Origin of the sequence: Paraburkholderia sp. MM6662-R1 (assembly GCF_050436245.1) — a bacterium.
GTDB classification, from domain to species: domain Bacteria; phylum Pseudomonadota; class Gammaproteobacteria; order Burkholderiales; family Burkholderiaceae; genus Paraburkholderia; species Paraburkholderia tuberum.
Genome location: NZ_JBNDLV010000001.1, coordinates 3,948,023 through 3,971,979 on the forward strand (window position 1 = coordinate 3,948,023; position 23,957 = coordinate 3,971,979).

General features: G+C 59.0%; 22 protein-coding genes and 3 pseudogenes. 19 read left to right on the top strand and 6 right to left on the bottom strand.

Features of this window, described 5'->3' with window-relative positions; genetic code table 11:
• Nucleotides 1-15: 15 nt before the first annotated feature.
• The 14 genes from OKW39_RS18700 (at nt 16) to OKW39_RS18765 (ending at nt 12,196) form a co-directional block, all read left to right on the top strand.
• Entirely contained in the window at nt 16-1,119 is a 1,104-nt protein-coding gene (locus tag OKW39_RS18700) for an NAD(P)-dependent alcohol dehydrogenase (RefSeq protein WP_429563221.1), read from the top strand.
• A 40-nt stretch (nt 1,120-1,159) separates the two neighbouring features.
• Nucleotides 1,160-2,689 (top strand): class I adenylate-forming enzyme family protein, encoded by a 1,530-nt coding sequence (locus OKW39_RS18705; protein ID WP_429563222.1) that lies wholly within the window; start codon nt 1,160-1,162, stop codon nt 2,687-2,689.
• Between the two features lie 519 nt (nt 2,690-3,208).
• Entirely contained in the window at nt 3,209-3,715 is a 507-nt protein-coding gene (locus OKW39_RS18710) for an SCO family protein (protein ID WP_429563223.1), read from the top strand.
• Entirely contained in the window at nt 3,712-4,176 is a 465-nt protein-coding gene (locus OKW39_RS18715) for a hypothetical protein (protein WP_429563224.1), read from the top strand. The genes OKW39_RS18710 and OKW39_RS18715 overlap by 4 nt, the downstream gene beginning before the upstream one ends.
• A gap of 81 nt (nt 4,177-4,257) precedes the next feature.
• Complete coding sequence (locus OKW39_RS18720; protein ID WP_429332967.1) at nt 4,258-5,331, top strand: porin; 1,074 nt, start codon at nt 4,258-4,260, stop codon at nt 5,329-5,331.
• 247 nt (nt 5,332-5,578) lie between these two features.
• Complete coding sequence (locus tag OKW39_RS18725; RefSeq protein ID WP_429563225.1) at nt 5,579-5,791, top strand: YgaP family membrane protein; 213 nt, start codon at nt 5,579-5,581, stop codon at nt 5,789-5,791.
• A 1-nt stretch (nt 5,792) separates the two neighbouring features.
• A complete protein-coding gene (locus OKW39_RS18730; RefSeq protein WP_429332965.1) occupies nt 5,793-6,311 on the top strand; it encodes an RNA polymerase sigma factor in 519 nt (172 codons plus the stop codon).
• A 209-nt stretch (nt 6,312-6,520) separates the two neighbouring features.
• Complete coding sequence (locus OKW39_RS18735) at nt 6,521-7,435, top strand: LysR family transcriptional regulator (protein WP_429332964.1); 915 nt, start codon at nt 6,521-6,523, stop codon at nt 7,433-7,435.
• A 200-nt stretch (nt 7,436-7,635) separates the two neighbouring features.
• Nucleotides 7,636-7,938, top strand: coding sequence for a Dabb family protein (locus tag OKW39_RS18740; protein WP_429332963.1), 303 nt, complete (start codon nt 7,636-7,638; stop codon nt 7,936-7,938).
• 182 nt (nt 7,939-8,120) lie between these two features.
• On the top strand, nt 8,121-9,470 hold the full coding sequence (gene gor, locus OKW39_RS18745) for a glutathione-disulfide reductase (protein WP_429332962.1): 1,350 nt from the start codon (nt 8,121-8,123) through the stop codon (nt 9,468-9,470).
• Between the two features lie 103 nt (nt 9,471-9,573).
• Nucleotides 9,574-10,188 carry a glutathione binding-like protein gene (locus tag OKW39_RS18750; RefSeq protein ID WP_429332961.1) on the top strand — a complete coding sequence of 205 codons (615 nt, stop codon included), beginning with the start codon at nt 9,574-9,576 and terminating at the stop codon, nt 10,186-10,188.
• Nucleotides 10,188-10,826 (top strand): glutathione S-transferase family protein, encoded by a 639-nt coding sequence (locus OKW39_RS18755; protein ID WP_429332960.1) that lies wholly within the window; start codon nt 10,188-10,190, stop codon nt 10,824-10,826. Before OKW39_RS18750 ends, OKW39_RS18755 begins: the two co-directional genes overlap by 1 nt.
• A 58-nt stretch (nt 10,827-10,884) precedes the next feature.
• A complete protein-coding gene (locus tag OKW39_RS18760; RefSeq protein WP_429332959.1) occupies nt 10,885-11,190 on the top strand; it encodes a YciI family protein in 306 nt (101 codons plus the stop codon).
• Between the two features lie 127 nt (nt 11,191-11,317).
• On the top strand, nt 11,318-12,196 hold the full coding sequence (locus OKW39_RS18765; RefSeq protein WP_429332958.1) for an intradiol ring-cleavage dioxygenase: 879 nt from the start codon (nt 11,318-11,320) through the stop codon (nt 12,194-12,196).
• A gap of 260 nt (nt 12,197-12,456) precedes the next feature.
• Here the strand turns inward: OKW39_RS18765 and OKW39_RS18770 are convergent, their stop codons facing one another.
• Complete coding sequence (locus OKW39_RS18770) at nt 12,457-13,026, bottom strand: PucR family transcriptional regulator (protein WP_429332957.1); 570 nt, start codon at nt 13,024-13,026, stop codon at nt 12,457-12,459.
• A gap of 769 nt (nt 13,027-13,795) precedes the next feature.
• Here OKW39_RS18770 and OKW39_RS18775 point away from each other — a divergent pair.
• The 3 genes and pseudogenes from OKW39_RS18775 (at nt 13,796) to OKW39_RS18785 (ending at nt 15,730) form a co-directional block, all read left to right on the top strand.
• Nucleotides 13,796-14,260 (top strand): hypothetical protein, encoded by a 465-nt coding sequence (locus OKW39_RS18775; RefSeq protein WP_429363474.1) that lies wholly within the window; start codon nt 13,796-13,798, stop codon nt 14,258-14,260.
• Nucleotides 14,261-14,269: 9 nt separating this feature from the next.
• Nucleotides 14,270-14,962 carry a protein mobD gene (locus OKW39_RS18780; protein WP_429563226.1) on the top strand — a complete coding sequence of 231 codons (693 nt, stop codon included), beginning with the start codon at nt 14,270-14,272 and terminating at the stop codon, nt 14,960-14,962.
• Nucleotides 14,955-15,730: pseudogene (locus OKW39_RS18785) on the top strand (hypothetical protein). The gene OKW39_RS18780 and the pseudogene OKW39_RS18785 overlap by 8 nt, the downstream one beginning before the upstream one ends.
• A 231-nt stretch (nt 15,731-15,961) precedes the next feature.
• Here the strand turns inward: OKW39_RS18785 and OKW39_RS18790 are convergent.
• On the bottom strand, nt 15,962-16,588 hold the full coding sequence (locus OKW39_RS18790; RefSeq protein ID WP_429563227.1) for a hypothetical protein: 627 nt from the start codon (nt 16,586-16,588) through the stop codon (nt 15,962-15,964).
• Between the two features lie 77 nt (nt 16,589-16,665).
• Nucleotides 16,666-16,833 (bottom strand): annotated as a pseudogene (locus OKW39_RS18795) (DUF932 domain-containing protein); the annotation flags it as partial.
• Nucleotides 16,834-16,904: 71 nt separating this feature from the next.
• On the opposite strand from OKW39_RS18795, the gene OKW39_RS18800 reads away from it, so the two are divergent.
• The gene (locus OKW39_RS18800) at nt 16,905-18,221 is read left to right on the top strand and encodes an IS701 family transposase (protein ID WP_429561931.1); all 1,317 of its coding nucleotides are present in this window, start codon (nt 16,905-16,907) and stop codon (nt 18,219-18,221) included.
• Between the two features lie 71 nt (nt 18,222-18,292).
• Here the strand turns inward: OKW39_RS18800 and OKW39_RS18805 are convergent.
• Nucleotides 18,293-19,003, bottom strand: a pseudogene (locus OKW39_RS18805) (DUF932 domain-containing protein); the annotation flags it as partial.
• Between the two features lie 863 nt (nt 19,004-19,866).
• Here OKW39_RS18805 and OKW39_RS18810 point away from each other — a divergent pair.
• Nucleotides 19,867-20,133, top strand: coding sequence for a hypothetical protein (locus tag OKW39_RS18810; protein WP_429363482.1), 267 nt, complete (start codon nt 19,867-19,869; stop codon nt 20,131-20,133).
• 344 nt (nt 20,134-20,477) lie between these two features.
• Here the strand turns inward: OKW39_RS18810 and OKW39_RS18815 are convergent, their stop codons facing one another.
• Both OKW39_RS18815 and OKW39_RS18820 read right to left on the bottom strand, forming a co-directional pair.
• Nucleotides 20,478-21,506 carry a pyridoxal-phosphate dependent enzyme gene (locus OKW39_RS18815; protein WP_429363484.1) on the bottom strand — a complete coding sequence of 343 codons (1,029 nt, stop codon included), beginning with the start codon at nt 21,504-21,506 and terminating at the stop codon, nt 20,478-20,480.
• A 39-nt stretch (nt 21,507-21,545) separates the two neighbouring features.
• Nucleotides 21,546-23,348 (bottom strand): cytochrome P450, encoded by a 1,803-nt coding sequence (locus OKW39_RS18820; RefSeq protein WP_429563228.1) that lies wholly within the window; start codon nt 23,346-23,348, stop codon nt 21,546-21,548.
• Nucleotides 23,349-23,957 lie beyond the last annotated feature (609 nt).

The window sequence follows — 23,957 nt, forward strand, 5'->3', positions numbered from 1 at the left end:
TTGGAGACCACTAACATGCGAGCCATCAGGGCTGCTGTAGTAAGGGAGAAGTCGGGCCCGTTCGAACTCGAGGAGATCCAGCTCGATGCGCCGCGCGAGCACGAAGTGCTTGTCGAGATACGCGGTACCGGCATATGTCACACCGATGTGGTCGTGCGCGACCAGTACTTCCCGACGCCATTGCCAGCTGTACTCGGCCACGAAGGGGCTGGCGTCGTGGTGGAGGTGGGCAGCGCCGTGACGAAGGTCGCACCGGGTGATCATGTCGTGCTTAGCTACGCGAGTTGTGGTGTGTGCGCGAACTGTCAGAAGGGACTGTACGGCTACTGCCCGGATCTGTACGCACGCAACTTTTCGGGTGCGCGGCCCGATGGTTCGTCGCCTTGTTGTTCTGCGCACGGTCAGCCCCTTTCCGGGTATTTCTTTGCGCAATCGTCGTTCGGCGAATTCGCTCTTGCAACCGAGCGCAATGTCGTCAAAGTGCGGCGCGATGTGCCCATAGAAATCATGGGACCGCTAGGCTGCGGCATCCAGACCGGTGCGGGGGCCGTGATGAACGCACTCAAGCCTGGTGCCGGGTCGAGCATCGCGGTGTTCGGTGCTGGGTCGGTCGGGTTGGCGGCAATCATGGCGGCGCGGGTGGTTGGATGTACGACGATCGTCGCAGTCGATCTCAACGCCGGCCGGCTCGCGCTTGCCCGCGAGTTGGGTGCGACACACACGATCGAAGCTGGCGCGAACGATCCGGTCGAGCAAATCAAGGCGCTTACCGCAGGAGAAGGGGTTCAGTATTCGCTGGAGTGCACAGGGGTTCCCAAGGTGGTGCGTCAGGCAGTCGACAGCCTTCGGCTGACGGGCACTTGCGGTGTCATCGGCGTTGCGCCACTCGGGACGGAAGTCGTCCTCGACCTGAATTCCATCCTTTTCGGGCGGAACGTCAGGGGAATTATCGAAGGCGACAGCATCCCGGACATCTTCATTCCGCAACTCATCGATCTATGGAAGCAGGGGCGCTTTCCGTTCGACCGGCTGGTCAAAAAGTACCCTCTGTCGCAGATCAACGAGGCCGTTCACGCATCGGAGCGGGGCGAAGTGCTGAAGGCGATCGTTATCCCCTGACCGGTAGCCCGGCATCTCAACATCGGCGCAGGGAGTTCATATGCACAATTCTGTCGGCGAATTCATCACCCGGAGCGCGCAGCGACATCCGGACAAGGTCGCGCTCATATTCGAGCATCGAAGCTGGACGTTCTCCGAACTCGATAACGCGTCTTCGGCACTCGCCGCAGGATTCGAGCGACTGGGGCTCGTACGCGGCGATTGCATCACGTTGTACGCGCCGAATTGCCCCGAATGGATAATCGGGTACTACGCCGCAGTCAAGATTGGTGCGGTGCTCAATCCGTTGAACTCGATGCTGACCGCCGAGGAAGCTGCGTACGCTATGAACGATTGCGGCGCACGTGCGGTGGTCGGTGCGGCCGAAAAGATCGCCGCCGTGCAAGCCGTGTCGCACAAAACCCGGCTGGAATGGCAGATTGCATTCGGCGAGCATCTGCCGGCCGGTGCACTGTCGTTCGCTGGCCTTCTCGAAGAGGTGCCGCCCGCGTCGAAGCGGTATCCGGTGGAAGGTATCGGCCTCGACGATCCGTGCTCGATCGGCTACACCTCCGGCACGACCGGGAATCCGAAAGGCGCCTTGCTATCTCACCGAGCCATCGTCATGAATACCGCGATGACTGCGGTGATGCACGTGCGTACCGCACAAGACATCGTTGTGAGCGCGTTGCCGTGCACGCATGTCTACGGCAATATCGTCATGCATACGATGCTGGCGTATGGCGGCACGCTGGTGCTGCACCGGATGTTCGACGCTGCGCAGGTGCTCGAAAGCATTCAGCGCCATTGCGCGACGCTGCTGGAAGGCGTCCCCACGATGTACATGTACCTGCTCAACTTCCCGCGGCTCGGGGAGTACGATCTGGCATCGCTGAAAAGGGCGACCGTAGGCGGGCAGACCATGCCTGAAGCGAAGATGCGCGCCGTGGAGGCAGCGTTCGGGTGCCCGCTGATCGAATTGTGGGGCATGACCGAACTCGGCGGCCTCGGCGCCACGCAAACGCTCTACGGGCCAAAGAAGCACGGATCGATTGGTATTCCGCTGCCGCACCTGCAGGCGCGCATTGTCGATAGCGAAGATGGCCAAACCGGGCTGGCTGCGGGCGAGGTCGGCGAACTGCAGATCCGCGGCCCGGTAACGATGCGAGGCTATGTCGGGAATCCCGCCGCAACCGCCGACGCGTTGCTGGCCGACGGCTGGCTGCGCACCGGCGATCTGGCGCGCACAGACGAGGACGGGTTCATCTTCATCGTCGACCGATCGAAAGATCTCATCATTACCGCCGGCTTCAACATTTACCCGGCGGAACTCGAACGCGTGCTCGCCGAGCATCCCGGCGTTGCCATGGCGGCCGTAGGCCGCGTCGCGGACGAAACCAAGGGTGAGCTTGCGAAGGCCTATGTCGTTGCGAGATCCGGTGTAACACTCGATGTGGCGGATCTCGACCGGCATTGCCGTGAGAGGCTTGCCGCCTACAAGGTCCCGCGGCTCTACCAGATCGTGGATGATTTGCCCAAGACCAGCACCGGCAAGATCCTTCGAAAAGATCTGTTCAGGCTCGATACGTAAGCTGCGTGCTCCCAACGCGGGTCTAGCACGAGAACAGCATGGCGGTGCACGATGGTCGATCGCATAGACGACATGCCGCTTCTGCATGAAGTTTTCCGCTCTTTTGCCCGTGAGTATCCGGCACAATGACATTGCACCGCTCCTTATCGTCGCTGGCGGGGTGCTTACGGCGAGCACCGGTTTCATTCTTGGGAGGAACCTCACTTCCGGCAGCCGGCACTTCACGGACTCAGCGAAAAGACCGATGTGCTGCGCGCGGTCTACCTGAAAGCGCGCGACGCCCTGATTCTGACTTCGAGGAGCGTTGGGGGTGAACGCTCTGCCCGGTTAGAAATCAGCAACGTGCGTCATCGTTTCGGTCACTGGACGCTATACAGGAACGCCGAAAGAGTTGCTTCCGGTAACGCGAGTCGAGTCGATGCTTGCGATACCGTGCATGTCGAATGGCAGGATGAGTTCCTGGTGGTTCGGACCTCGATCGGTGAAGCAGTGAATTTCATCTTGACTCGGAGCTGAACGATGAGTGCACCTGTAGGAGGCGTGTTTGCGCTTACCAATCACTATGGACAGCCAGTTACCAACACAAGCTTTCACGGAAAGTATGTATTGCTGTTCTTTGGCTTCACGCACTGCAAAGTCGTATGTCCACGCGCACTTGCGCGGCTTTCCCAGGCGCTGGAAATGATCGGCGATGTGGCTGGCGATATTCAGCCTCTGTACATCACCGTTGACTCCGATCGCGACACACCTGATGTCATGCGAGCGTTCCTCGAACACACTTATCCACGCTTCCTGGGCTTAACGGGAGATCGGGAGCATATATCCGCCGTCAAGAGTGCATACAAGGTCTACGCGGAACGCAAAGACGATCCTGATGCTCCCGATGGGTATGTGGTGCCGCACACTGCGTTCTCCTTCCTGCTCGATCGCAAGGGCGACTACCTTGCGCATTTTGTCGATGCGGGTGACGCGACGGAACTCGCAGTCAGGCTAAGGCGATGCCTGTCTCCCGGAGAGGCGGGATGACTCGGCGTGTCGCATCGTCCTGGCGCTGTACCGGCCTGTCGTTGCTGCTTATGGCTCTCGGGTATTTCATCGATATTCTGCGGAGTCCAACTGGATCGTTCGGCGCTGTTTGTAGCTCGTCGAGCTCGCCGATCGATAGTCTTCACTTGGATATCGCCGCGATGCCCGCCACACACGTTGGAATGCTGCTCGCTCCTTTTGTGGTGGTCGCGACGGATTTTAGTTGGGGCGCACGGAATCCGGTCGGCGCGTTGGCTCGAACGGGAGAGTTGCTGCTCGAAATGCTGGCAGCCGAAATCGTCGTGCTCTTCCTCTGGGCAGGAACCCTGAGCGCCGGCTTCATGATGGTGGCAATGACGGGCGCGATGGGCGCGTTTGCGGGCGCGAAGAGTGTGGCAATTGCCCAATGCCGTAGTGCGAGCGAAGACGGCAAGCCAGAGCGAGCACTAACGGGAGTTTGATGAAGTAGTTACGTCACGATAGTAGATTCATTTCGCACATGTAATTAGTATTACTATACATAAATTGGAGACACGTCAACGATGAGGTTCACAAAACTGCAGCTTGCGGCAAGCGCCGTCGTCGCGGTAATGGCAAGTACAGCCAACGCTCAGTCGAGCGTCACACTTTACGGGATCGCCAACACCGCGTTTGTCTTTACGAACAAGACGGCGAATGCGTCTGGTGGCAACGCGGGCCAGACATTTGCCGTGGTTGACGGCGGCGACGGACCGTCGTTGTTCGGCATCCGTGGTGTGGAAGATCTTGGCTCAGGATTGAAGGCGGAATTCAGGCTCGAAAGCGGTATCAACATGGCCAACGGTGGTTTCAACAGCTCCAATGGCAACTTCTTCGGGCGACAGGCCTGGGTCGGGCTCGAGGGACAATTCGGTATGGTCAAGGCCGGCTTGCAACTTTCCCCGTTCTTCAGCGCCCTGTACGAATCCGACCCTCGTCAGTTTTCGGAGTTCGGCAGCGGCCTTGTGATCCTCGGGGACAACGTGTTGGTTACGAGTGCCTTCAATGCCAACGCAGTGTCGTATACGAGCCCAACGCTTGCGGGTTTCCAGGGGCAAGCGATGCTCGCGCTCGGTGGGCAGGCGGGTGATTTCTCGGCGGGACGTCAGTGGTCAGCCAGTCTAAAGTATGAAAACGGTTCGGTCATGATCAACGCGGCGATCTATGACGGAAATAGCGGTGGCACCGTTCAAACTCCCTTCCCGAGCACAGTTGCCTTCGAGGGGCGAACCATCGGTGCGGCATATACGTTCGGATCGCTCATCATTAAGGCGTCTTTTGTCAATTACAAGGTGGCGCAGTCTTTCAATTCCAATGTATACGGAGGCGGACTTAAATATCAGATCACGCCTTCAACCGACCTGAACGGCGGAGTGTGGTACTCCACTGACCGGAATGACACTGCGAATCACTCGGTGCTCGCTGCCGTTGGCACTAGCTATCACATCTCCAAGCGCACCTCGGTCTATGTTCAGGCCGCGCTGGTGAACAATCACGGCGCGATGAACACCGGACTCTCCCTATCCGAGTTCAGTCTCCTTCGAGGCGTAGCTGGCACTACCGTCGGCGCAAACGTCGGGATACGGCATACCTTCTGACGAGAGTTTGAAGATGCCTGCGCTGCACCGTATCGTTCCATGGAAGAAAAGGAGACGTCGGCGATTCTGGGGACGCCCTGCTGTACGCGACTGTTCGAGACGTTCGCGCTGGCAGCGGGGTCCTTACTCAGCGAACGTGCACGCTCCGAATGTGAAAAAACTAATCGGGGCGCGAACCGGTCGGTCCTTCCAACGCCTCTTAGCTTCCGGAGATCTCCTCTCTTAACTTGATAAAGGAATTAAGATCATGTTTTATGTAAAAAACGTCCCGGGCTGGGAGCGCGTTGTTCGCATCATTCTGGGTATCGCAGGCGCAGTACTGTCAGTCATTTTCTGGAAAGGCATCATCGGAGTGGTTGGGGTGGTGGCCGCGATCGGAATCGTGTTTTCCGGCGTGGTCGGATTCTGTCCTGCTTGTGCCCTTGTGGGCCGCCGGCTTAATAAGCAAGCGAAGCTCTGATATGCCCAGTGAGGAGCAACGGCAAGCTGCTGTTGACGCGGCGCGATCGGGTGACCCCGTCGCGCTTGACCGCTTGCTACGCTTGTGCCAGCCGGACATACGCCGCTACGCACAGCGCCATTGTTTTATCTCCGACGTCGATGATGCGGTGCAGGAGGTGTTGCTCATCGTGTCGCGCAAATTTGAGTCTGTCCGGGCCGTCGCAGCGTTCTCTGGCTGGCTCTTCAGCATTGTGCGCCACGAGTGCCGGCGGCTCGGCCGTAAGACCTTCAACTTCGATCCATACAACGAAGAAGAAGTTGATCAATGGTTAGCGCGGCACGACGTTCATTCGCTGCGGCTCGAACTCGTCGACGCCTTGGAGTCGCTACCAGCGGAGTACCGCAACGTGCTTCTACTACGCGACTTCGAAGAACTTACCATCAGCGAGATCGCCGAGCGGATCGGTTTATCCGTCTCCGCTACAAAGAGCAGGCTTCACAGGGCGCGTACGCTGGCCCGCGAGTATCTGCTTGCCTGATTGCAAACCGTCTAGCCCCAGCTATTCCCCCATCGGTACGAACATCAGTGTCGTCACCCGGCGCGACGCGACGCGAATTTTCGCGTGGCCACACTGTTGATGAAGGCGAGAGGGCCTTGCGGTCGAACCGCCATGCAAACCCACCGGTGCAGCAAGGATTCTGGCGCGCCACGCGCGGATGCGGCTAACCGGCAAAACGCTGTGAGTTCATGGACCGTCTGACTGAAATCGAACTATTTGTGCGAACCGCAGAACTGGGGAGCATAACCAAAGCTGCGGAAAAGCTGGACTTATCGGTCTCGTCCGCCAGCCGTTACCTGATCGGCCTCGAGACGCGTCTTGGCGCACGACTGGTTGATCGTAGTACGCGGCGAATCTATCTTACACAGATCGGACAGGAGCATTTCGAACGTTGCAGGCAATTGCTTGCTGAACTTCATGAAGCGGAGTCACTGGTGAGCGCCAGCGCCTTGAGTCCGAGCGGCGTTTTGCGCGTCACTTCAACTGTTTCTTTCGGCATGAACCACATCGGACCTCTGTTGCCCGATTATATGCGGCGCTTTCCGAACGTGCGTGTCGATGTCGAAGTCAGCAACCGGTACGCGAATCTGCTGGACAGCAATATCGACCTCGCGGTGCGCACGAGGGAACATGAGGCTGACTCCAGCATCACGATCAGGCGGCTGGCGCAGACCCGACGCGTGCTGGCCGCTACGCCCGGGTATCTGTCGCAGCAAGGCATTCCGCGCACACCGGAGGATCTGCATCGCCATCGGCTTTTGCTTTATAGCTATGCCAATCGACCCGACGAACTGCATTTCACCCGAGATGGGGTGTCGACCGTTTTGCCCGTCAATGGCGCGATGAAAAGCAATGAGGGCCAGGTGATCCGCGCGGCCGCATTACAGGGTCTGGGCATCCTGGTGCAGCCCAAGTACGTGATCTACGACGATATCGTTAGCGGGCGCCTCGTGCCCGTGCTGGATGCGTGGGATCTGCCGCGGCTGACAATCAATCTGGCGTACGCAAATCGAAAGTTCGTTCCGGCAAAAGTTCGGACCTTTATCGACTTCCTGGTCGAGCATTTCGAAAAGATGGATTTCGAGCGAAAGTGGACTCAATAAGTGCACATCGTGCTTTGCGTATCACACGCTTCTGGTCGCGTGGCCTCTGGTTGTCCCGTCCAGTGGGAAACTCATTTGCGGCGCCAGCATGTTCATTCAGGCGATGTTTCCCTACACTTGTTTCATCAACGCTGCGGCGGCAAACCGTCGCCTGCGGCGCCAGCGAAACCGGATTGTCTCAAGCAGGCGATGTCGACACCATGATCAAGCATATAGTGATGTGGACTCTGAAAGGGACCACGCCAAGTGAAAAAGCCGACGGTATCCGCAAGTTAAAGGCGGCGTTTGAGGGCGTTCAGGCCGCGATCCCGGGACTGAAGAAGCTCGAGATCGGTGCTGATTTCAGTGCAATCGACTACGCATGCGACGTCGTGCTCTATTCAGAGTTCGATTCCAGGGAAGCGCTCGACAACTACGCGACCCATCCGGAGCATCTCCGGGTAAAGCGCGATCTGGCTGACTTGCGGATAGCGCGTCATCAGGTTGACTACGTCGTGGAGTGAGGGTGCCCCGAGCGGATCCTCGACGAGCGCGCCGCAGGCATCTTTCCAAAGGCGGTGATGCACGTCCCGCCGAGCTTGCCCGGGATGCTCGAGACGAGGCTGTTCGCCTTTGCTCAAGCACGCGTACGACGTTGTGCGTCCCGATTAACCCTCACCGGTTGCACGGTCAATAACGAATCACCATGCAGACTTACGATTTCGATCTCTTCGTCATTGGAGCAGGCTCCGGTGGTGTGCGTGCAAGCCGCATCGCCGCGGGCTATGGCGCGAGAGTTGCCATCGCGGAAGAGCACCGCTTTGGTGGAACCTGTGTCATACGCGGCTGTGTGCCGAAGAAACTTCTGATGTACGCGTCCCAGTTCGCGCAGGCGTTTGACGACGCCGCGGGGTTCGGGTGGGGTGTGGGAACGCCAGTTCATGACTGGGCTTCGCTGATCGCTGCGAAGGATGCAGAGATCGGGCGGCTGGAAGCGATTTACGTGCGGATGCTGAAGGACGCCGGCGTAGAAACGATCGCGGGGCGCGCGCGGATCGTGGGTCCGCACCGCGTCGACGTCAACGGCGTCATCTTTACCGCGAAGGTCATACTCATCGCTACCGGATCGGCCCCTGTGAAGCCAGTCATCCCCGGAGCGGATCTGATGACCACATCAAATGAGGCGTTCTATCTGGATACGTTGCCAGGACGTATCGCAATACTCGGCGGCGGCTATATCGCATGCGAGTTCGCGGGGATCTTCAACGGGCTTGGCAGCCACGTCACGCAGTTGTATCGGGGCAGGCAGATACTGCGTGGTTTCGACGACGAGTTGCGCAATCGGCTGGCTGCCGAAGTGTCAAGGAGCGGTGTGGATTTGCGCCTCGGGGCGGTCGTCACGGCGGCGGAAAAGTGCCACGACGGCATGCGTGTCTATCTGACGACGGGCGAATCCTTTGAAGTCGATGCCGTGATGGCTGCGACTGGAAGGCGAAGCAACACGTCTGGACTGGGACTGGATACCGTAGGGGTCTTGCTGGACGAGACTGGGGCAATCAAGGTCGATGAATACTCGGCAACGTCCAGTCCGGGCATCTACGCGGTTGGTGACGTAACGAACCGACTTAACCTGACACCGGTTGCGATCCACGAAGGGCACGCGTTCGCCGACACTGTGTTCGGCGGCAGACCGCGCGCGACCGTGCACGACGACGTGCCTTTTGCCGTGTTCAGCCAGCCCCAGGCGGCATCGGTCGGTCTGACGGAAGCACGTGCGCGGAGCCGGCATGCGAATGTCGCGGTCTATAGCAGTGAGTTTCGCCCGATGTATGCCGCACTGTCTGGTCGCGATGAGCGGGCCCTGGTGAAACTTGTCGTAGATGCGTCGACGGATCGGGTTCTAGGCGCGCATATCGTCGGCGCGGACGCCGCTGAAATCATTCAGGGCATTGCAATTGCGATCAAGGCTAAGGCGACGAAAGCCGATTTCGACGCAACGCTGGGCGTTCATCCCACGCTTGCCGAAGAGTTCGTCACGCTGCGCAAGCCGCGATGACCGATCCGTCTGCCAGCACCGGTGATCCAGTGGCACGTCGACGTCGCAGCCGTATTCAAGAGATCGCGCTCCTCGAGCGCATGGGCATTCTGGAGCACACGACATGATTGATCTTTATACATGGGGCACACCGAACGGTCGAAAAATATCGATCGTGCTTGAGGAACTCAACCTCGATTACAGATTGCACCGGATCGACATCACGAACGGCGAGCAATTCGGTGAAGAGTTTCTGGCGCTGAATCCGAACAACAAGATTCCCGTCATTCGCGACAGCAGTGGGCCGGACGGACACCCGGTCACCTTGTTCGAGTCTGGTGCAATTCTCGTCTATCTCGCTGACAAGACGCAGCGCTTGCTACCGATTTCCGGGTTTGCGCGCTATGAAACAATTCAGTGGCTGATGTTCCAGATGGGCGGCATCGGCCCAATGTTCGGACAGACGCATCACTTCCGGCGCTACGCTGCGGAACAGAAATACAGCCTTGAGCGCTACACCGCCGAGACCCACCGGCTATACAAGGTGCTCGACGGTAAGCTGGCGAAAAGCGAGTTCGTAGCCGGCGGCGCGTATAGCATCGCCGATATCGCGATCTATCCGTGGGTTGCGCGCTTTGAACTGCATCAGCTTGACTGGGCCGCGGTTCCGCATGTCAAGCGCTGGTACGACACGCTGAGTGAACGGCCCTCGGTGAAGCGCGGCATGGAGGCACTGTGATGACGAGCCCTTCGACTCTGACCGTATTGGGGCGCGCGAACTCTTCGAATGTGCAGAAGGTGATGTGGCTGTTGGCGGAAATCGGCCAATTCTGTCAGCGCATCGACGTGGGTGGCAAGTTCGGCGGCAACAGGGAGCCGGCGTACTTGCAGAAGAACCCCAATGGTGTCGTGCCCACGTTGATCGACTCAGAGACGGTAGTGTGGGAGTCCAACACCATCGTTCGATACCTGTGCAACCGGTTCGAAGCGCATGCACTGTATCCCGCTGACTACGTGCGCCGAGCTTCGGTCGAGCGCTGGATGGACTGGCAGCTGTCGACGCTGGGCCCGGCGAACGCGCAGTTATTCCAGAGCATCGTGCGCACACCCGCCGGGGAGCGCGTGCAAGACCTGATCGACGGATACCGCGACCGCAACGCGACGCTATTCGCTGTCCTCGACCAAGCGCTGGAGGGGCAAGACTACGTTGAGGGCAACAGTCTGACGCTTGCCGACATCGTACTCGGGCCGTTGACTTATCGTTGGTTCGAGCTACCGATCAAACGCCCCCAATACCCGAATCTGCGACGGTGGTATGACCTGATCTATCAGCGGCCAGCGTTTCAGGAGCACGTTGCCGGAATCGGCCTGAGCTAGCGTTTTATGACCATGGTTCGCATGGGTGCGGACTCGAATGACAAACGGAGGAGTGACCATGTTGTTTCTGATCTACCGTAAAGACAAACCCGGCAACTTGCACGTCCGGCTCGAAAACTTCTCGCGTCATCTGGAATATCTCGGACCGTACTCCGACAAAATCCTTCTGGGTGGCCCGACACTGGGCGAGGGAACTGGAACCGGCGACGGCGATATGACCGGTAGCTTCCTGATTCTGGACGCTGCCGACTGGAACGAAGCCGAAACATTCGTCAAAAATGACCCGTTCACTCAGGCGGGGCTTTTTGCGACGACCATCATCGAACGCTGGAAGCACGGCAAACACGACGACGCGGCGCATTAACGCGTCGTGAGAACGGCAAGGTAGCGTGCCGGCGACGTCGTATCGCGAGTGCGCGCAGATGTTTTAACCAGCACGACGGAATAACTGTCTTTAGTCCCGTGCGAACCACAACATGAGGGAGGCGCCAGTGCGCAACCTTAACGAAGACAACATCACTCAAGCGGTTCTGGCACGTCTGGTCGACATGCCGGTAAGCCGGTTGAAGAGCATTCTCGTCAATCTGATTCAGCATTTGCACGCATTCGCCCGTGAGACCAAGCTGACCGAGGAAGAGTGGAAACAAGGCATCGATTTCCTGACGGCAACAGGGCACAAGTGCACCGACACGCGCCAAGAGTTCATTTTGCTGAGCGACACACTCGGATTGTCGCAACTGGTGGTGGCGCAAAACCACCGGCGCTCCAGCACGGCGACCGAGCAGACCGTATTTGGCCCGTTCCATGTGCCGGGTGCGCCGGAACTGCCGCCTCAAGGGGCCGATATTTCCAACGGCACAGCCGGTGAGCCGTGCTTTATTACCGCACGTGTCATGTCGGCGGACGGCGAACCGCTGGCCGGCGCGAACGTGGACGTGTGGCAGGCCGATGCAGAAGGGTTCTATGACGTCCAAGATTCTGAATGGTCGGACGACAACATGGCGCTTCGTGCCCGCTTCGTCACCGACGAATCAGGCACGTTGAAGTTTCGTACGGTCAACCCCAAGAACTATCCGATTCCCACTGACGGAACGGTAGGGCAGATGCTCGAGGCGATGCACCGTCATCCGATGCGTCCGGCGCACATCCACTTCATGGTGCAGAAGCCAGGCTACGATACGCTCGTCACGCACATCTTCTCGGACGGGGATCCGTACCTCGACTCCGATACCGTGTTCGGCGTGCGCTCGACTTGCATCGGCCGCTTTTTGCGGCATCCCCCTGGTACGGCGTCGGACGGAACGGTCATGGACGAGCCTTTCTTTACGATGAATTGCGATCTTGTTCTTGATCCCATACAGCAATCCTGACGACGCCGGGTGCCACGACCGGGCGGCACGTGTTTCGAGGAGATACAGATCCAGACTCGAAACGGAAGGAGGGAATCAGCGCCGCCCGGCAAAACGGACAGTACACTGTGGGCGCCGACTCGGCTTTGAGTCGCCGTGCCGACAATCGAGTGAGCCGCCCGATCGGTGCATGGCCCCCGCGCTACCCAACAGCGGGATTGCCACAATCCTGATTCGCGATATGCGATGCGACATCGCGAGGTAGCTCGCACTGGATCAGGTTACATTCGCAATGTAAGATCGACCGTCACTCTGTGTTCATGGCGGCGCAGATCCATTCCGCTGAGCTGTTCAAACTGCGTCAGGCGATAACGGACAGTTTTCTGGTGAACATGCAGCCTGAGCGCCGTCGCCTGCAGCGAGCAGTCAAGGTTGAAATACGCCCGGAGGGTTCTTGCGAGGACGCGATTGTGCTTCAGGTCGTGTTCGACCACCTCTCCGAGTATCGCGCCCACCACACCTGTTACATCGACATCACTGCGGATGGATAGCAACAACCCGAGTACGCCCAGTTCTTCGGAGATGGCAATGCTTTTCGCACCGAATTTTGTCGCAGCCAGCAGCGCGACAGCGGCCTCCCGATGTGCCGTTCGGTAGTCTACCGCGGCTCCGCTGATCGAACTCACGCCCCAGTTTGGATCGAAGCCGGGAATCCTGATTGCACCGCTGACCCGGATGGCGACTAGCGCGCGACGTAGTTGTTCAGCTTCGTTGCCGGCGATGAGCGCAATAAGAAGGTTACCGCGCGCTGTAGCTGCCGCGGCGGAACATCGACGGGCTGGAAAACGCACGCTGTGCTTGTAAGCGGTACATGGGCGCCCTAAACCGGCGGTAGCCTATCCTGCCATACCTCGTTTCAATGTCCGTTTTTATCTTCCGGCCAAGCGCTTTCAGCGAGGTTGGCCGGGAATTTCCGTCAGGTGGCCAGATGCGTCCGCGGGATGCACCCCATGAATCCGCTGTTCTTCCTTTGCTCGACCGCACACCGTATCTCATGGTGCGGGATGTCGATTGAACGAGTCTGCATACTGGGCAGGCGGATTTCTGCGTAGTGATCCGGTCCACTGCCGCTACCTGAATGTCAGATGTCTGCGAGGGCCGCGGCTGGAGTCGGTAATCGCACGCGCTGAATCGGCAACGTCGATTCAGCTTCGGGCGGCTGTTGATCTCCTAAAATCTCGCCGGTCTTTCCCAAAGATATGCAGGCAGGGCTATCGGGAGTTCGTAGAGTAAGGGATATAGTCTGCGAGACTATCGTGTCTCTATCGGCTCACAGTTCCATTGTGTGAATCCTGATGGCCAGAACGATTCAGCCCGTTGCCTGTGATCGTTCTGCGCCTGCGCCGTCGTGAAGTTTGCCCGGAATCCCTTCGCTACGTCTTTCCGGACATCAGCCCGGTCCGTTGCTCGTGCCAGACGTGTCCAAAATATTTCTTTTATTCCAACGCGATCCGTCTGATTCCATGACGTTCCGATAGCGAAAATCCGGCCAAAAACAGGTGTTGACGAGGTCTTCCCGAGTGAACAAGATGGGATAAAGAGAGCACGACGGAGCGAGCCATGCCAGTTGCGAAAAGCTATACCCGGGCGCAATGGGATGAGCTTGTCCGCACTCTGGAATCACTGCCGGTCAAGCCAGAGGCCGAGCAGCGCGTCTCTATTACCGATGCGATGAAAGAGATGCGTCTGGTAATCGGTGCGGTGAGGAAGAAGGGATATACGCTGGAAGAAATCGTTGAACATGCACGGAAGAAGGGCGTTGATTTTAGCGTTGGCTCTGTCAAGTACGCGTTATACCCATCGAAGAAAGACAAACCAGCTCGACAGTCTGCAAAGGAATCGGCGCGAGACAATGCCGCGCCATCGCCTCGTACGAAGAAGGTAAGCAAGGACGATGTACCGCGCGCGGAGGCTGTCAGAGAAAATCAAAAGCAGGATGCGGGAGAGATTGTCAGTAGGCCGGGAAGCATGGTGATGCGTGACGCGTTCTCATTCGAGATCAGGCCTGACACCGAGAACCTTTAGAGGATTCAAATGGACATGACGACTTACCCCATCTATCTCGTTGGTGGCAGCAAGGGCGGCGTAGGCAAGAGTTTTGTTGCGCTCGCGCTGGCCGATTATCTGCTACGGCGGGATATTCATGCGGCGCTTGTGGAAACGGATACCTCCAACCCAGACGTGATGAAAGCAGTCCAGGATGATATGCGCTGCATTGCCTATAGCCTGGACGATGCAGACGGCTGGATCGGCCTTGTCAATTTCTGCGACGAGCAACGAGACGCAGCGATCGTTGTCAACACGGCGGCGCGGAGCCAGACGGGTGTTGAGCAGTTCGGGGCGACACTGGCCGGCGCGCTTGGCGAGCTTCGGCGCCGGCTTGTTGTCCTGTGGGTGATCAACCGGCAACGCGACAGCCTTGAATTGCTGAGCGCTTTCAACGAGACGTTCCCGGACGCGGTGATAAACGTCGTACGCAATGGCTACTTCGGTCCGGCGGACAAGTTCACGCTGTATCAGGGGTCGCAGCTTCGCCGTTCCATCGAATCGCGCGGTCACTCACTGGATTTTCCTGATCTTGCGGATCGGGTCGCGGACGAGCTTCGCAGTCAGCGCATGTCGATTCGCAAGGCAGCGGAGACGATGCATATCGGTGAACGGGTCGAGCTATTGCGTTGGCGTTCGTTGTGCGATGCCATGTTCGCCAAGGTAACGGTCGATGGATAGCAGGCAGGGCAGGCCGGTGGACGAGCTCGCCTGTCTGTTTCTCGACGTCACGGGCGAATTGCCCGACGATGCCAGTGTGCTGCGAATGCGTCGGGTATCGAGTGCGCTCAACCTCCGCGACAACGATGCGCTGTGGTCTGTGCTGGTCATGCTCGAGCACTACGGGCGACTCTACGAGGCCATGCCGGAGCGCATCCGGCAGGCAGGCGCGGGCAGTCTGGATGTCGTGCGGTCGGAGGCGCGGGCAGCGACGGATGCGTTGATGACGCAGCATCGTGACGCGCTCGCGCGCTGCAAGGCCACGATTGAACTGGCCGGGCAGATGATCGATGAACATGAGGCGCGCTACCGGGCCGCGCTTGCGGCGCTGAACGATGAGGCGCTGGCTACACTCACGCAGCGGGCGGCGAATCACATTGCCCGCGTTGCCGGTAACCGGCTCGTGGGGGCGACGGCTGTCGCCGTACGTGACCAACAGAAACGGATCGACACGACGCTCACGTCATTCGAGCGCGTCGCGCTGCGGCGGCTCGTGCGGGCGTGCTGTGGGCTGGTCGTCGGCGGACTGATTGTGATGCTGCTGGCCGCGGGCGCAGGCGGGCTGGCCGGATGGTGGGCTGGCGTCCATTGGGTGCGGGCAGACGGCTCGCCGTCTGCCCGCACGGGTTATATACCTCGTCGGTGTCACCCTCCATGAATTCAGCAGCGTGGCGGAGCACGTCTGCAGCCGCGTCGTTTTGGTCGAAGGCGATCATCGGTGCCCGGTAGCCTTCATCTTCGGCGCGGGCAAGGGCCATGTCGTAGTGCTTGCCTTCGTTGTATTGCAGATCGGTGGCTTCAACGAAAGTCAGGGAGAGGTCGGGCGAGCCTTCGGCATTGATGGTGAGCACGGCCATGCGGATGCGGTTGGTCATGATGTGTTCCACCGGTTCAAGTCTGGCAGGCGGCGCATTCGGGCTTGCCGCCTGCCTCGTCCCGTTGCCGGGGCGAAAGGTGGGGTCACGCTACGAGGGGGCCGGATTGCGCGCTGTCCGTGCTGTCCGAAGTCGGGTACGGCCACGACGTCAGCGGGCTACTGGCGACAGGGGCGGCTTCTGCGTCGGCGGGCGTATCGTTGACGTGTTCCGTGCCGTTACCGGCATCCGGCTCAGCATCGACGTCTTCGTCTTCCGGTGTGTCGTCCGCGCCGTTGCCGGTATCGCCCGCATCGGCGCCGTCTTCATCCTCGTCGTCACGGTTTTCCCGTGACGGCGTGGCCGGGGCTTCGCGATCGGTGAGTATTTCCGGGAGCCATGCCACCTTTGCGAGCCGAAGCTCGGCGGCGGCTGCCGCGTCGGTCTTCTTCATCTTGTTGAGGTCGGTGGCGGCTTTCAGTGACACGGCAGCGGAGACAACGTCCGCGATGCGTGCCTTGCTCCCCGACAGCGGTTTCGTGCGGGCGTTGAGCGGTGAGGGCCGCAGGCTGGAATACGGCACGGTGACGAGCGGCTGTTCGTCGCCGAAGTTGGTTTCGAGCGGCGAGACGCCTTCGTCGGTGTTCGCCTTGACGGTTTCGACTTGAGCTTGCATGACTGACTCCAGAAAAATAAAAAGGAAGGTTCCGGGTCGGGTGCTGTCCGATTCCACCAGGACGTGACCCGGATAGGAGTCCTGATGGAATGTGACGGAGCGTGGGAGACAAAACGCTCCCGCCCCTGCGGCGCTTACTCCTTCATCTGGCGCATGGCGTCAGCGAGCATCCACAGCGCACGGTTGAGCTTCACGTTCTGGTCGATGCCGGTGATGGGGCGCGTGGACATGGCGCGCCCGCTGCGAGAGCGCCCGTGCAGGCCGCCTTTGGTGAGGTTTTCCTGCACCCGGTTAATCTTACTGTGTCACAAAATTCATTTGCAGCAAGGTGATGCCTGGTAGTATTGAATAATACAGACTTCGGGCGATCGCGATGAGAGAAGATGTCGACGAATTTGACGCGTATCTGAGTCATCTGGGGCAGGCGCTAGGGCACGCCGATCGTCTTGCGGGTCTGAAGGGTTACTGTTCGGGGCTGGTGCTGCCTTTGTCACGCAAGAGCGTCGAACCGATGGCCGCGCACATTGATCCACTTCACGCGAGCGCGACGCACCAGTCGCTCCACCACTTTGTGGCCAAGGCAGACTGGTCTGACTGTGCGGTATTGCAGCGGGTACGCGAATGGGTGATGCCCGCGTTAGACGCGCACGCTGCGGAAGAGACCGGCTACTACTGGATTATCGACGACACCGGTTTTCCAAAGAAGGGACGTCATTCGGTTGGTGTGGCACGTCAGTACTGCGGGCAGCTCGGCAAACAGGATAACTGTCAGGTCGCCGTGAGCCTGTCGATCGCGACACAACGCGGCAGTTTGCCGATTGCCTGGCAACTGTATGTCCCCAAAGAATGGATTGACGACCGGGAACGTGCCCGTCGCGCTGGCATTCCCGACGATCTGGCTTTCGAGACCAAGCCGCAGATTGCGCTGGCCCAGCTTCGCGAGGCTATGGCATCCGGCATTGCACCGGGCATCGTGCTGGCCGATGCCGGATACGGCGACGAAACAGCTTTCCGGGACGGGATAACTGAACTGGGTTTGCTGTATTCAGTAGGGATCCGGCCGGGCACCTCGGTGTGGGCACCCGGTACGGCGCCGCTGCCTCCTAAACCCTGGAGCGGGCGCGGCAGGCCACCGGCGCTGTTGCGCCGTGCGCCTGGCCATGAACCGATCGCCGTGAAGGAACTGGCCATGCAATTACCCGTGAACGCCTGGCAAGCCGTAACCTGGCGCGAAGGCAGCAACGCAGCACTTTCGTCTCGCTTTGCCGCTGTACGGGTTCGTCCCGCACATCGCGACTATTGGCGAAGCACCGTTCGCGACGAAGAATGGCTGCTTGTTGAATGGCCTGATGGCGATACGGAGCCGCTCAAATACTTTCTCACTACCGCCCCCGGGGAGGCGACACTTGAGCAGCTTGTGTTCGTGACCAAGATGCGCTGGCGCATCGAGCGCGACTATCAGGACCTGAAACAGGAGTTCGGGCTCGGTCATTACGAAGGGCGAGGCTGGCGTGGCTTTCACCACCACGCCACACTGAGTATCGCTGCGTATGGGTTTCTGATGGCTCAGCGACTCAGAATGCAATCAGATGGACGCGATAAAAAAAACTTCCTTGAACGCGCGCTCCCTGCCCTTCCCCCGGATTACATCCCCCGGGGTAGTCCAGCGCGCTCAACGCCACGTTCCTGATTCCATTACTACGTTGCGTATCCTGCTTGGAATGCGGCTCATGCAACGATGGCTCTCTTCCTGAGCGGCAGATAGATTCCCGACTTATTTTGTGACACAGTAAGATTAAAGACCGTCCAGAGATCGTCGTGGCGATCTTCGAAACGGCGCGGCACCAGTAGCTGACTTTCGGTGACCGGGGCGGCTGCCTCGGCGTCGGTCGGGTCGTAGCGCAGGGCGAGGGCGGAGCGGGCGAACGCATGCTGTTCGTCGAGGTTCAGTTCGACGGCTCGCATACCTTCCTTCTGCTCGCGGATCAGGTCGAAGCCGTCGAGAACGTCAAACGCGCCGTTAATCACGTTCTGTACGACGTTGCCTTTATGTGGTACGCGAATATCGGCGATGTTGTCGCCCGCGACCATGCCGTTCCGACAGACAAAGCGGAACGTGCCTGCGAGCATCTGGTAGCTGCTGGTGCCGTCATGAGAATTCAGCAGCACGATCTCATCGGCTTCCTCGCCAGTGATCTGATCAGCATGGCGAAGCCGCAGCATGTGCTTCGTGAATTCGCGCTTGCCCTGATCGCGCACGCGGGTCTGGCAGATCATGAACGGTTGGAAGCCTTCGTTCCGAAGACCGCGCAGGACGTCGATGGTCGGAATATAGGTATAACGTTCCGAACGGCTTTCGTGCTTGCCATCAGCGAAGATGGACGGGGCGACGCGCCGGATCTGATCGTCTGAAAGCGGCGAGTCAGCGCGCAGCATCGGGGAGCCGTAATGGAAAGAGGAAGCGAGTTGCATGGCAGTCTCCACAGTCAAGGTTGAGGACCTGAACCGGGCGATGGAATGTGGTTTGCCGTTGCGGCTGGACACTTTCCGGTGGAACTCGGGGTTGGCTTTGCTGCCGCCTGGCTCCCTGGCTCCCCCCCGTGCGACTCGAGGAGCCGATCGCGGGCAGGCGTCAAGGAAAAAGGCGAGGGAGGGGTGCGGGCAACACGGTCCCTCGCCCCTTGATGCGTGGCCGCTATCGGCTACGGTCGCGGGTCAAGGGCGGGGAGCGGGGAGCCGGGTGCATGCCGTGCCTCGGGTTGACCGGGCAGGGTTTGGCGCAGGACCCGCGGCGATGTGATTGATCGCGACACCGAAATAGACAGTGGGGTATGGCTGTGCCGCGGCTAGGTGACCGAGACGAAATTGAACGAGGCACGCGGCCCGGTTCATACTGCGACAGCTCGCTGTCTTCAATCATCCCTGCAGTCCATCTGCCGTCGTTAGGGGCGCCGCGGGATCTGCGGCTGTTCAACCACGACTAGCGGCCATTCACCGACGCGAGGCTGAATACAGCTTCTCGGCCTGAGCCGTCATTCGAGCATCGGTGCCGGTCAGGCGGGTATGGGGCGCTTTCCTGTCATTCACAGGTCGGTGGTCGCGAATGGCTCGTCCCGCGGAAAGTGAACGAGTACTTGCGACCCTGACGCGCCATTCAAAGCCCCACTTTAGGTGACTGGTATGCAGCCAGAAGATGCCACCCCGCCGGGCAGACCTTCGACAACCAGCCGAAGCCGCCTGTCGTCAGTGCGGCGTGATGTCGCGTAGCACCCGGCCATGAGGACGCGTTGTGGGACAATCCAGTTCGGCAACCACCAGTCTGGAGGGCGAACGCCATGGACTCGTCATACATCAAACTGACAACCCCAATCGTCGACAGCGGGTCAGCGCTGTGGTTCTCCGCGTATGGCTTCGGGTGGGGATACTGCGCCTTCGAACTCAGACCGGAGGTTGTTTGCGAATACCTCGGAGCGGCAGACGACAGCCAGAAGCAGTTGCTGCTCGCGTTTCAGTTGGGAAAGCAAAAGTTAGTGGGAGTTGCGGAACGCAAAATACCTCCATCGAGTGGAGAGCGCATCGAGATTACTGGCCCGGATCTTTAAGCCGCGCTGCAGCAATGCACACGACCGGCCGGTTCGGTCTAAGCACCCGTCATTCGCGCATGAAGTCGGACTGACCGGGACCTGGCCGAACCCGTTCCAGCGACGGTTGGCTCTTCCCGACCCATTGGAGGCAGTCGGAGAACATCCACGACAGTCCGCTTGTCGGGCGACACCAGACCATTGTGGATAGTGAGAAAGTGAAGCAACGCATGCTGACAACCAAGATTAATCGGGGACCGGCCTTATCCGGGCCATCGAAGCGCGGCCCACTCTGCAGGAGTCGTAACGGGCCGACAATCGCCTCGCCGATCGGCCGCAAAGATGCCCAGTCCTGACGAAGTTCACTAGACATACCTGTCTGCAGTCAGGATTGAAGCGAAAACGTCAATATCAATGCTGCCCCCTGAAAGGACCACGGCCACGCGTTTGCCAGCAAAAAAAGGATGGTAGGCGGCTGCAAGCGCCGCTGCACCCGCGCCCTCCACCACGAGATGATTGTGTTTTGCTAACTGACGAACGGAATCGGCAGTTGCGTCGAGCGACGATACAGCGACGCCGTCCACCATCGCGTTGAGGAGTGGCCAATTTGATTCCAGTACAGTCGAAACCCCAATGCTCGTGACGAAGGAATTGGCGTCGACAGGCACCGTGACAGGGCCGCCTGCTGCCAAAGCGGAACGCAGCGGCGTCGCAGCTTCGGTCTCGCATGCGTACACATCCGCGAGAGAACCCCAACGCGCGCACGCCAGCGCGATGCCCAAGACCAGTCCTCCGCCGCCGAAAGGCACCAAAATTGCGTCCACGTCTGGGAGATCTTCAAGAATTTCCTGCCCGATGGTTGCGTTGCCAACGATGACATCGCGACCCGAGCACGGATGAAGGAACGTTCCGTTTTCGTCCACCGGCTTTTCACCGCAGAGGATGGCCCACCATTTTTCGAAACTGATTTCGACGACTTTCGCACCCAACTCGCGAAGCGCCGCAATTTTGCTTTGCGAGGCGGTTTTCGTGATATAGACCCTCACGTCTGCCTGGCGTGCACGCGCTGCCTGCGTCACGCCCAGCGCGAAATTCCCAGTGCTTGCCGTGTACACCCCCTTCGATAACTGAGTGGGCGTAAGGTTGGAAACCGCATTGAGTGAACAACGTACCTTGAACGATCCGCGCGGCTGCAAATTCTCTGGCTTGAGAAATATTGAGCGATCGTTACCCGGGGCCGCATGCGGAAGTAGGGGCGTGCGGACGATGTTCTTCCCGAGCGCGCGCGATGTTTGCTGGATATCCTCGCGAGTTACACCTGACAGAAAATCCGCTTCGGTTCCGCAGTTGGCTATGGGTGCCCGACGATTGTGCAAGATGTCGGGAAGCTCCATTTTCGTTCCTCCTTTCATTATTGGTCAGTGCGGCAATGATCAGTGGCGTACGCTGAAATCGATACGCAAATTGCGGGGCATCATCGAGAATGCAAACACCTCTTCCACCGGAGCCATACCTTCGGATGCTGACAAACGGAAGTTGCGGCACATCATTGCGATCGCGGATCGTATTTCGAGCAAGGCGAGACTCCGCCCCGGGCAAAGGCGGGGCCCGGACCCAAAGGGCACGAAACCAGCGCGATGACGGCTGGCGGCATCGGCGCCAGAGAGCCAGCGGTCGGGGGCGAATGCGTCAGCCTCTGAAGCACTTCTGTCCTCTAAGCCCTGGTAACGTGTTAGCAGCGCGATGACTGTTCCCTTCGGGATGTCAACGTCACCTATCAGGACGTCGCGATTGGTTTCGAGGCCTAGAACGGGTGCGACCGGTTTGAGTCGCATGGTCTCGTTGGCCACAGCATCGAGAAACGCAAGCCGATCAGTATCGCCAAGGTCTTCAAGTATGACCGCCTGTCCAACGACGGAGTCGACTTCCTCTTGCATCCTGCGCTGAACGTCGGGGTGACGACACATGAAATAGGTCATCCAGGCGATCGTGTTTGCCGTGGTATCCTCGCCGGCCAAAAGTATCGTAAATACATTCGCAAACACCTCGTCATCTGTTAGTGGAGCCAAGCCGTCTTCTTGAGCAACTACCAATGCCTCCAAGAAGTTGGTCGGATGTGACGCAAGATCCTGTGACTGCGCAAGGCGTGCGCGACTGTCGCTGATAAATTCACTGACGATCTCGCGAAGCGCCTTTACAGCACGATCTAGCGCTCTGTCGTCGGGCAGTTTGAGGTAGTGCCAATAGGGAAACGGGGTGTTGATCCGATGATTGAGCATCGGAAATATCCGCTCGAGATGTTGCTGGATGACGTCACCCTCGCACTCAAGGGTGTTCATGTCGTACCCAAGCGTGAGGTTCGTCGTCACGTCTACCGTATAGCGCATCAGGTCCTTCTGAATATCAACAGATCGCTGTTCGCGAGCCGCTTTGTCCAGGCGGCGCCTCAGGCGCTCGGTCACTTTGCACAGCGTCGGGAAAAACGTTCGCAAATGCGCTGGGTCCAACGCTTGCGCAACCAACTGGCGTTGCCTTCTCCATGCCTCTCCTTCAGCGGAGAACACGCCGTTCATCCCAAGCTCCCTGGAGACGTTTTCAATTGCATCCCAGCGACGATAGGTTCTCGGCCGATCGCGCAGGATCTGATTGATCAGGTTAGGATCCGCAATAGCGACGAACGGTCGATGCATCAGCCTGTACGTATAGATGGGCCCAAAGTCGCGGCACCACTCCTCCAAGGTGAGATGCAGCCTCGTGGGATGTAACTGGAGTAAGTTACCCAAAATGGGGAGCCCCTTGGGGCCTGGAAGTTGTGCTAGCGAGCGGACTGGGCGCGGAGAGGCCGGCGACGATGGCTGACCAGCATTTACGTGCAAGGCTTTCCACTTCTGCACCTCATCCCTATAAACGAGCACGTGAGCGCCATCGACCAGCGCGCTAAACTGCTTCAGACGGACACCCTTCTGGCTGAGGGCGCAACCCGATGCACATTCAAACTGCCAGCCATGTCCTCGACAAGTCAGAACGCCGTCCTTTACCGAGCCTTCCGACAGCAGCGTGCCCTGGTGTGGACACCGGCCTTCGAAAATCGTTATCGCATCCGAATGCTTAATCACGACGATTTCGACGCCTTCGACTTGTGTCGCGGTGACGCTATCCTCGACAAGTTCAGGCTTCTGCGCCACGACAATTCTTTCCTGGTGACGCAGTTCACCTATACCAGTGCTTACATCCATTGCCCGCTCCTTCGCGCAAGCGCCTCCAACTGCAGACGTTAGGCCAAAGAAAAATCGGTTCAGGAACTGCAGTACGGCCAGACACAATTGCGCGCAGCATCCGCTCGTTAACTGAGAGCGATCTATCGTGGAAGGGAGTTGGCGTGAACATACCGATGGGGGAAGGCACGGAAAGACACAACCGTCACCCGGGTGCGCACGAACAATAGGTCCGGCCCTGCGTAGAGTCTCGTAGCGTGGACGCCGTACGTTCCGCGTGGTGTGTCACTGCGCGATGAGATCCAATCAACAATGATAGGTGCTATAGCGTGGCCGACAAGCCTCTTTTTCAGAGGCGTCGTTTGTATCGATCGAGATGTCCGGTCTGATGGCAATGCAACTGGACACTATGGTCAGATGATAGATGTGGCGGTGTTGCTTTCTCATTTGACCGCGCTAGCGACTCATCAGGCGGCGTAGAAATAGAATGTGGGAAAGGAAAGGTAAGGGTGCGGGTCAGCGCTGCATTGGGTCGGGAGTTTGCTCTGCATGACTCTACGGGTCGCGCGCTTCCCAGCGACGCGGTTGACGGAGCGGTTCAGAACGTAAAGCGGACGGTCAAAACGCCTT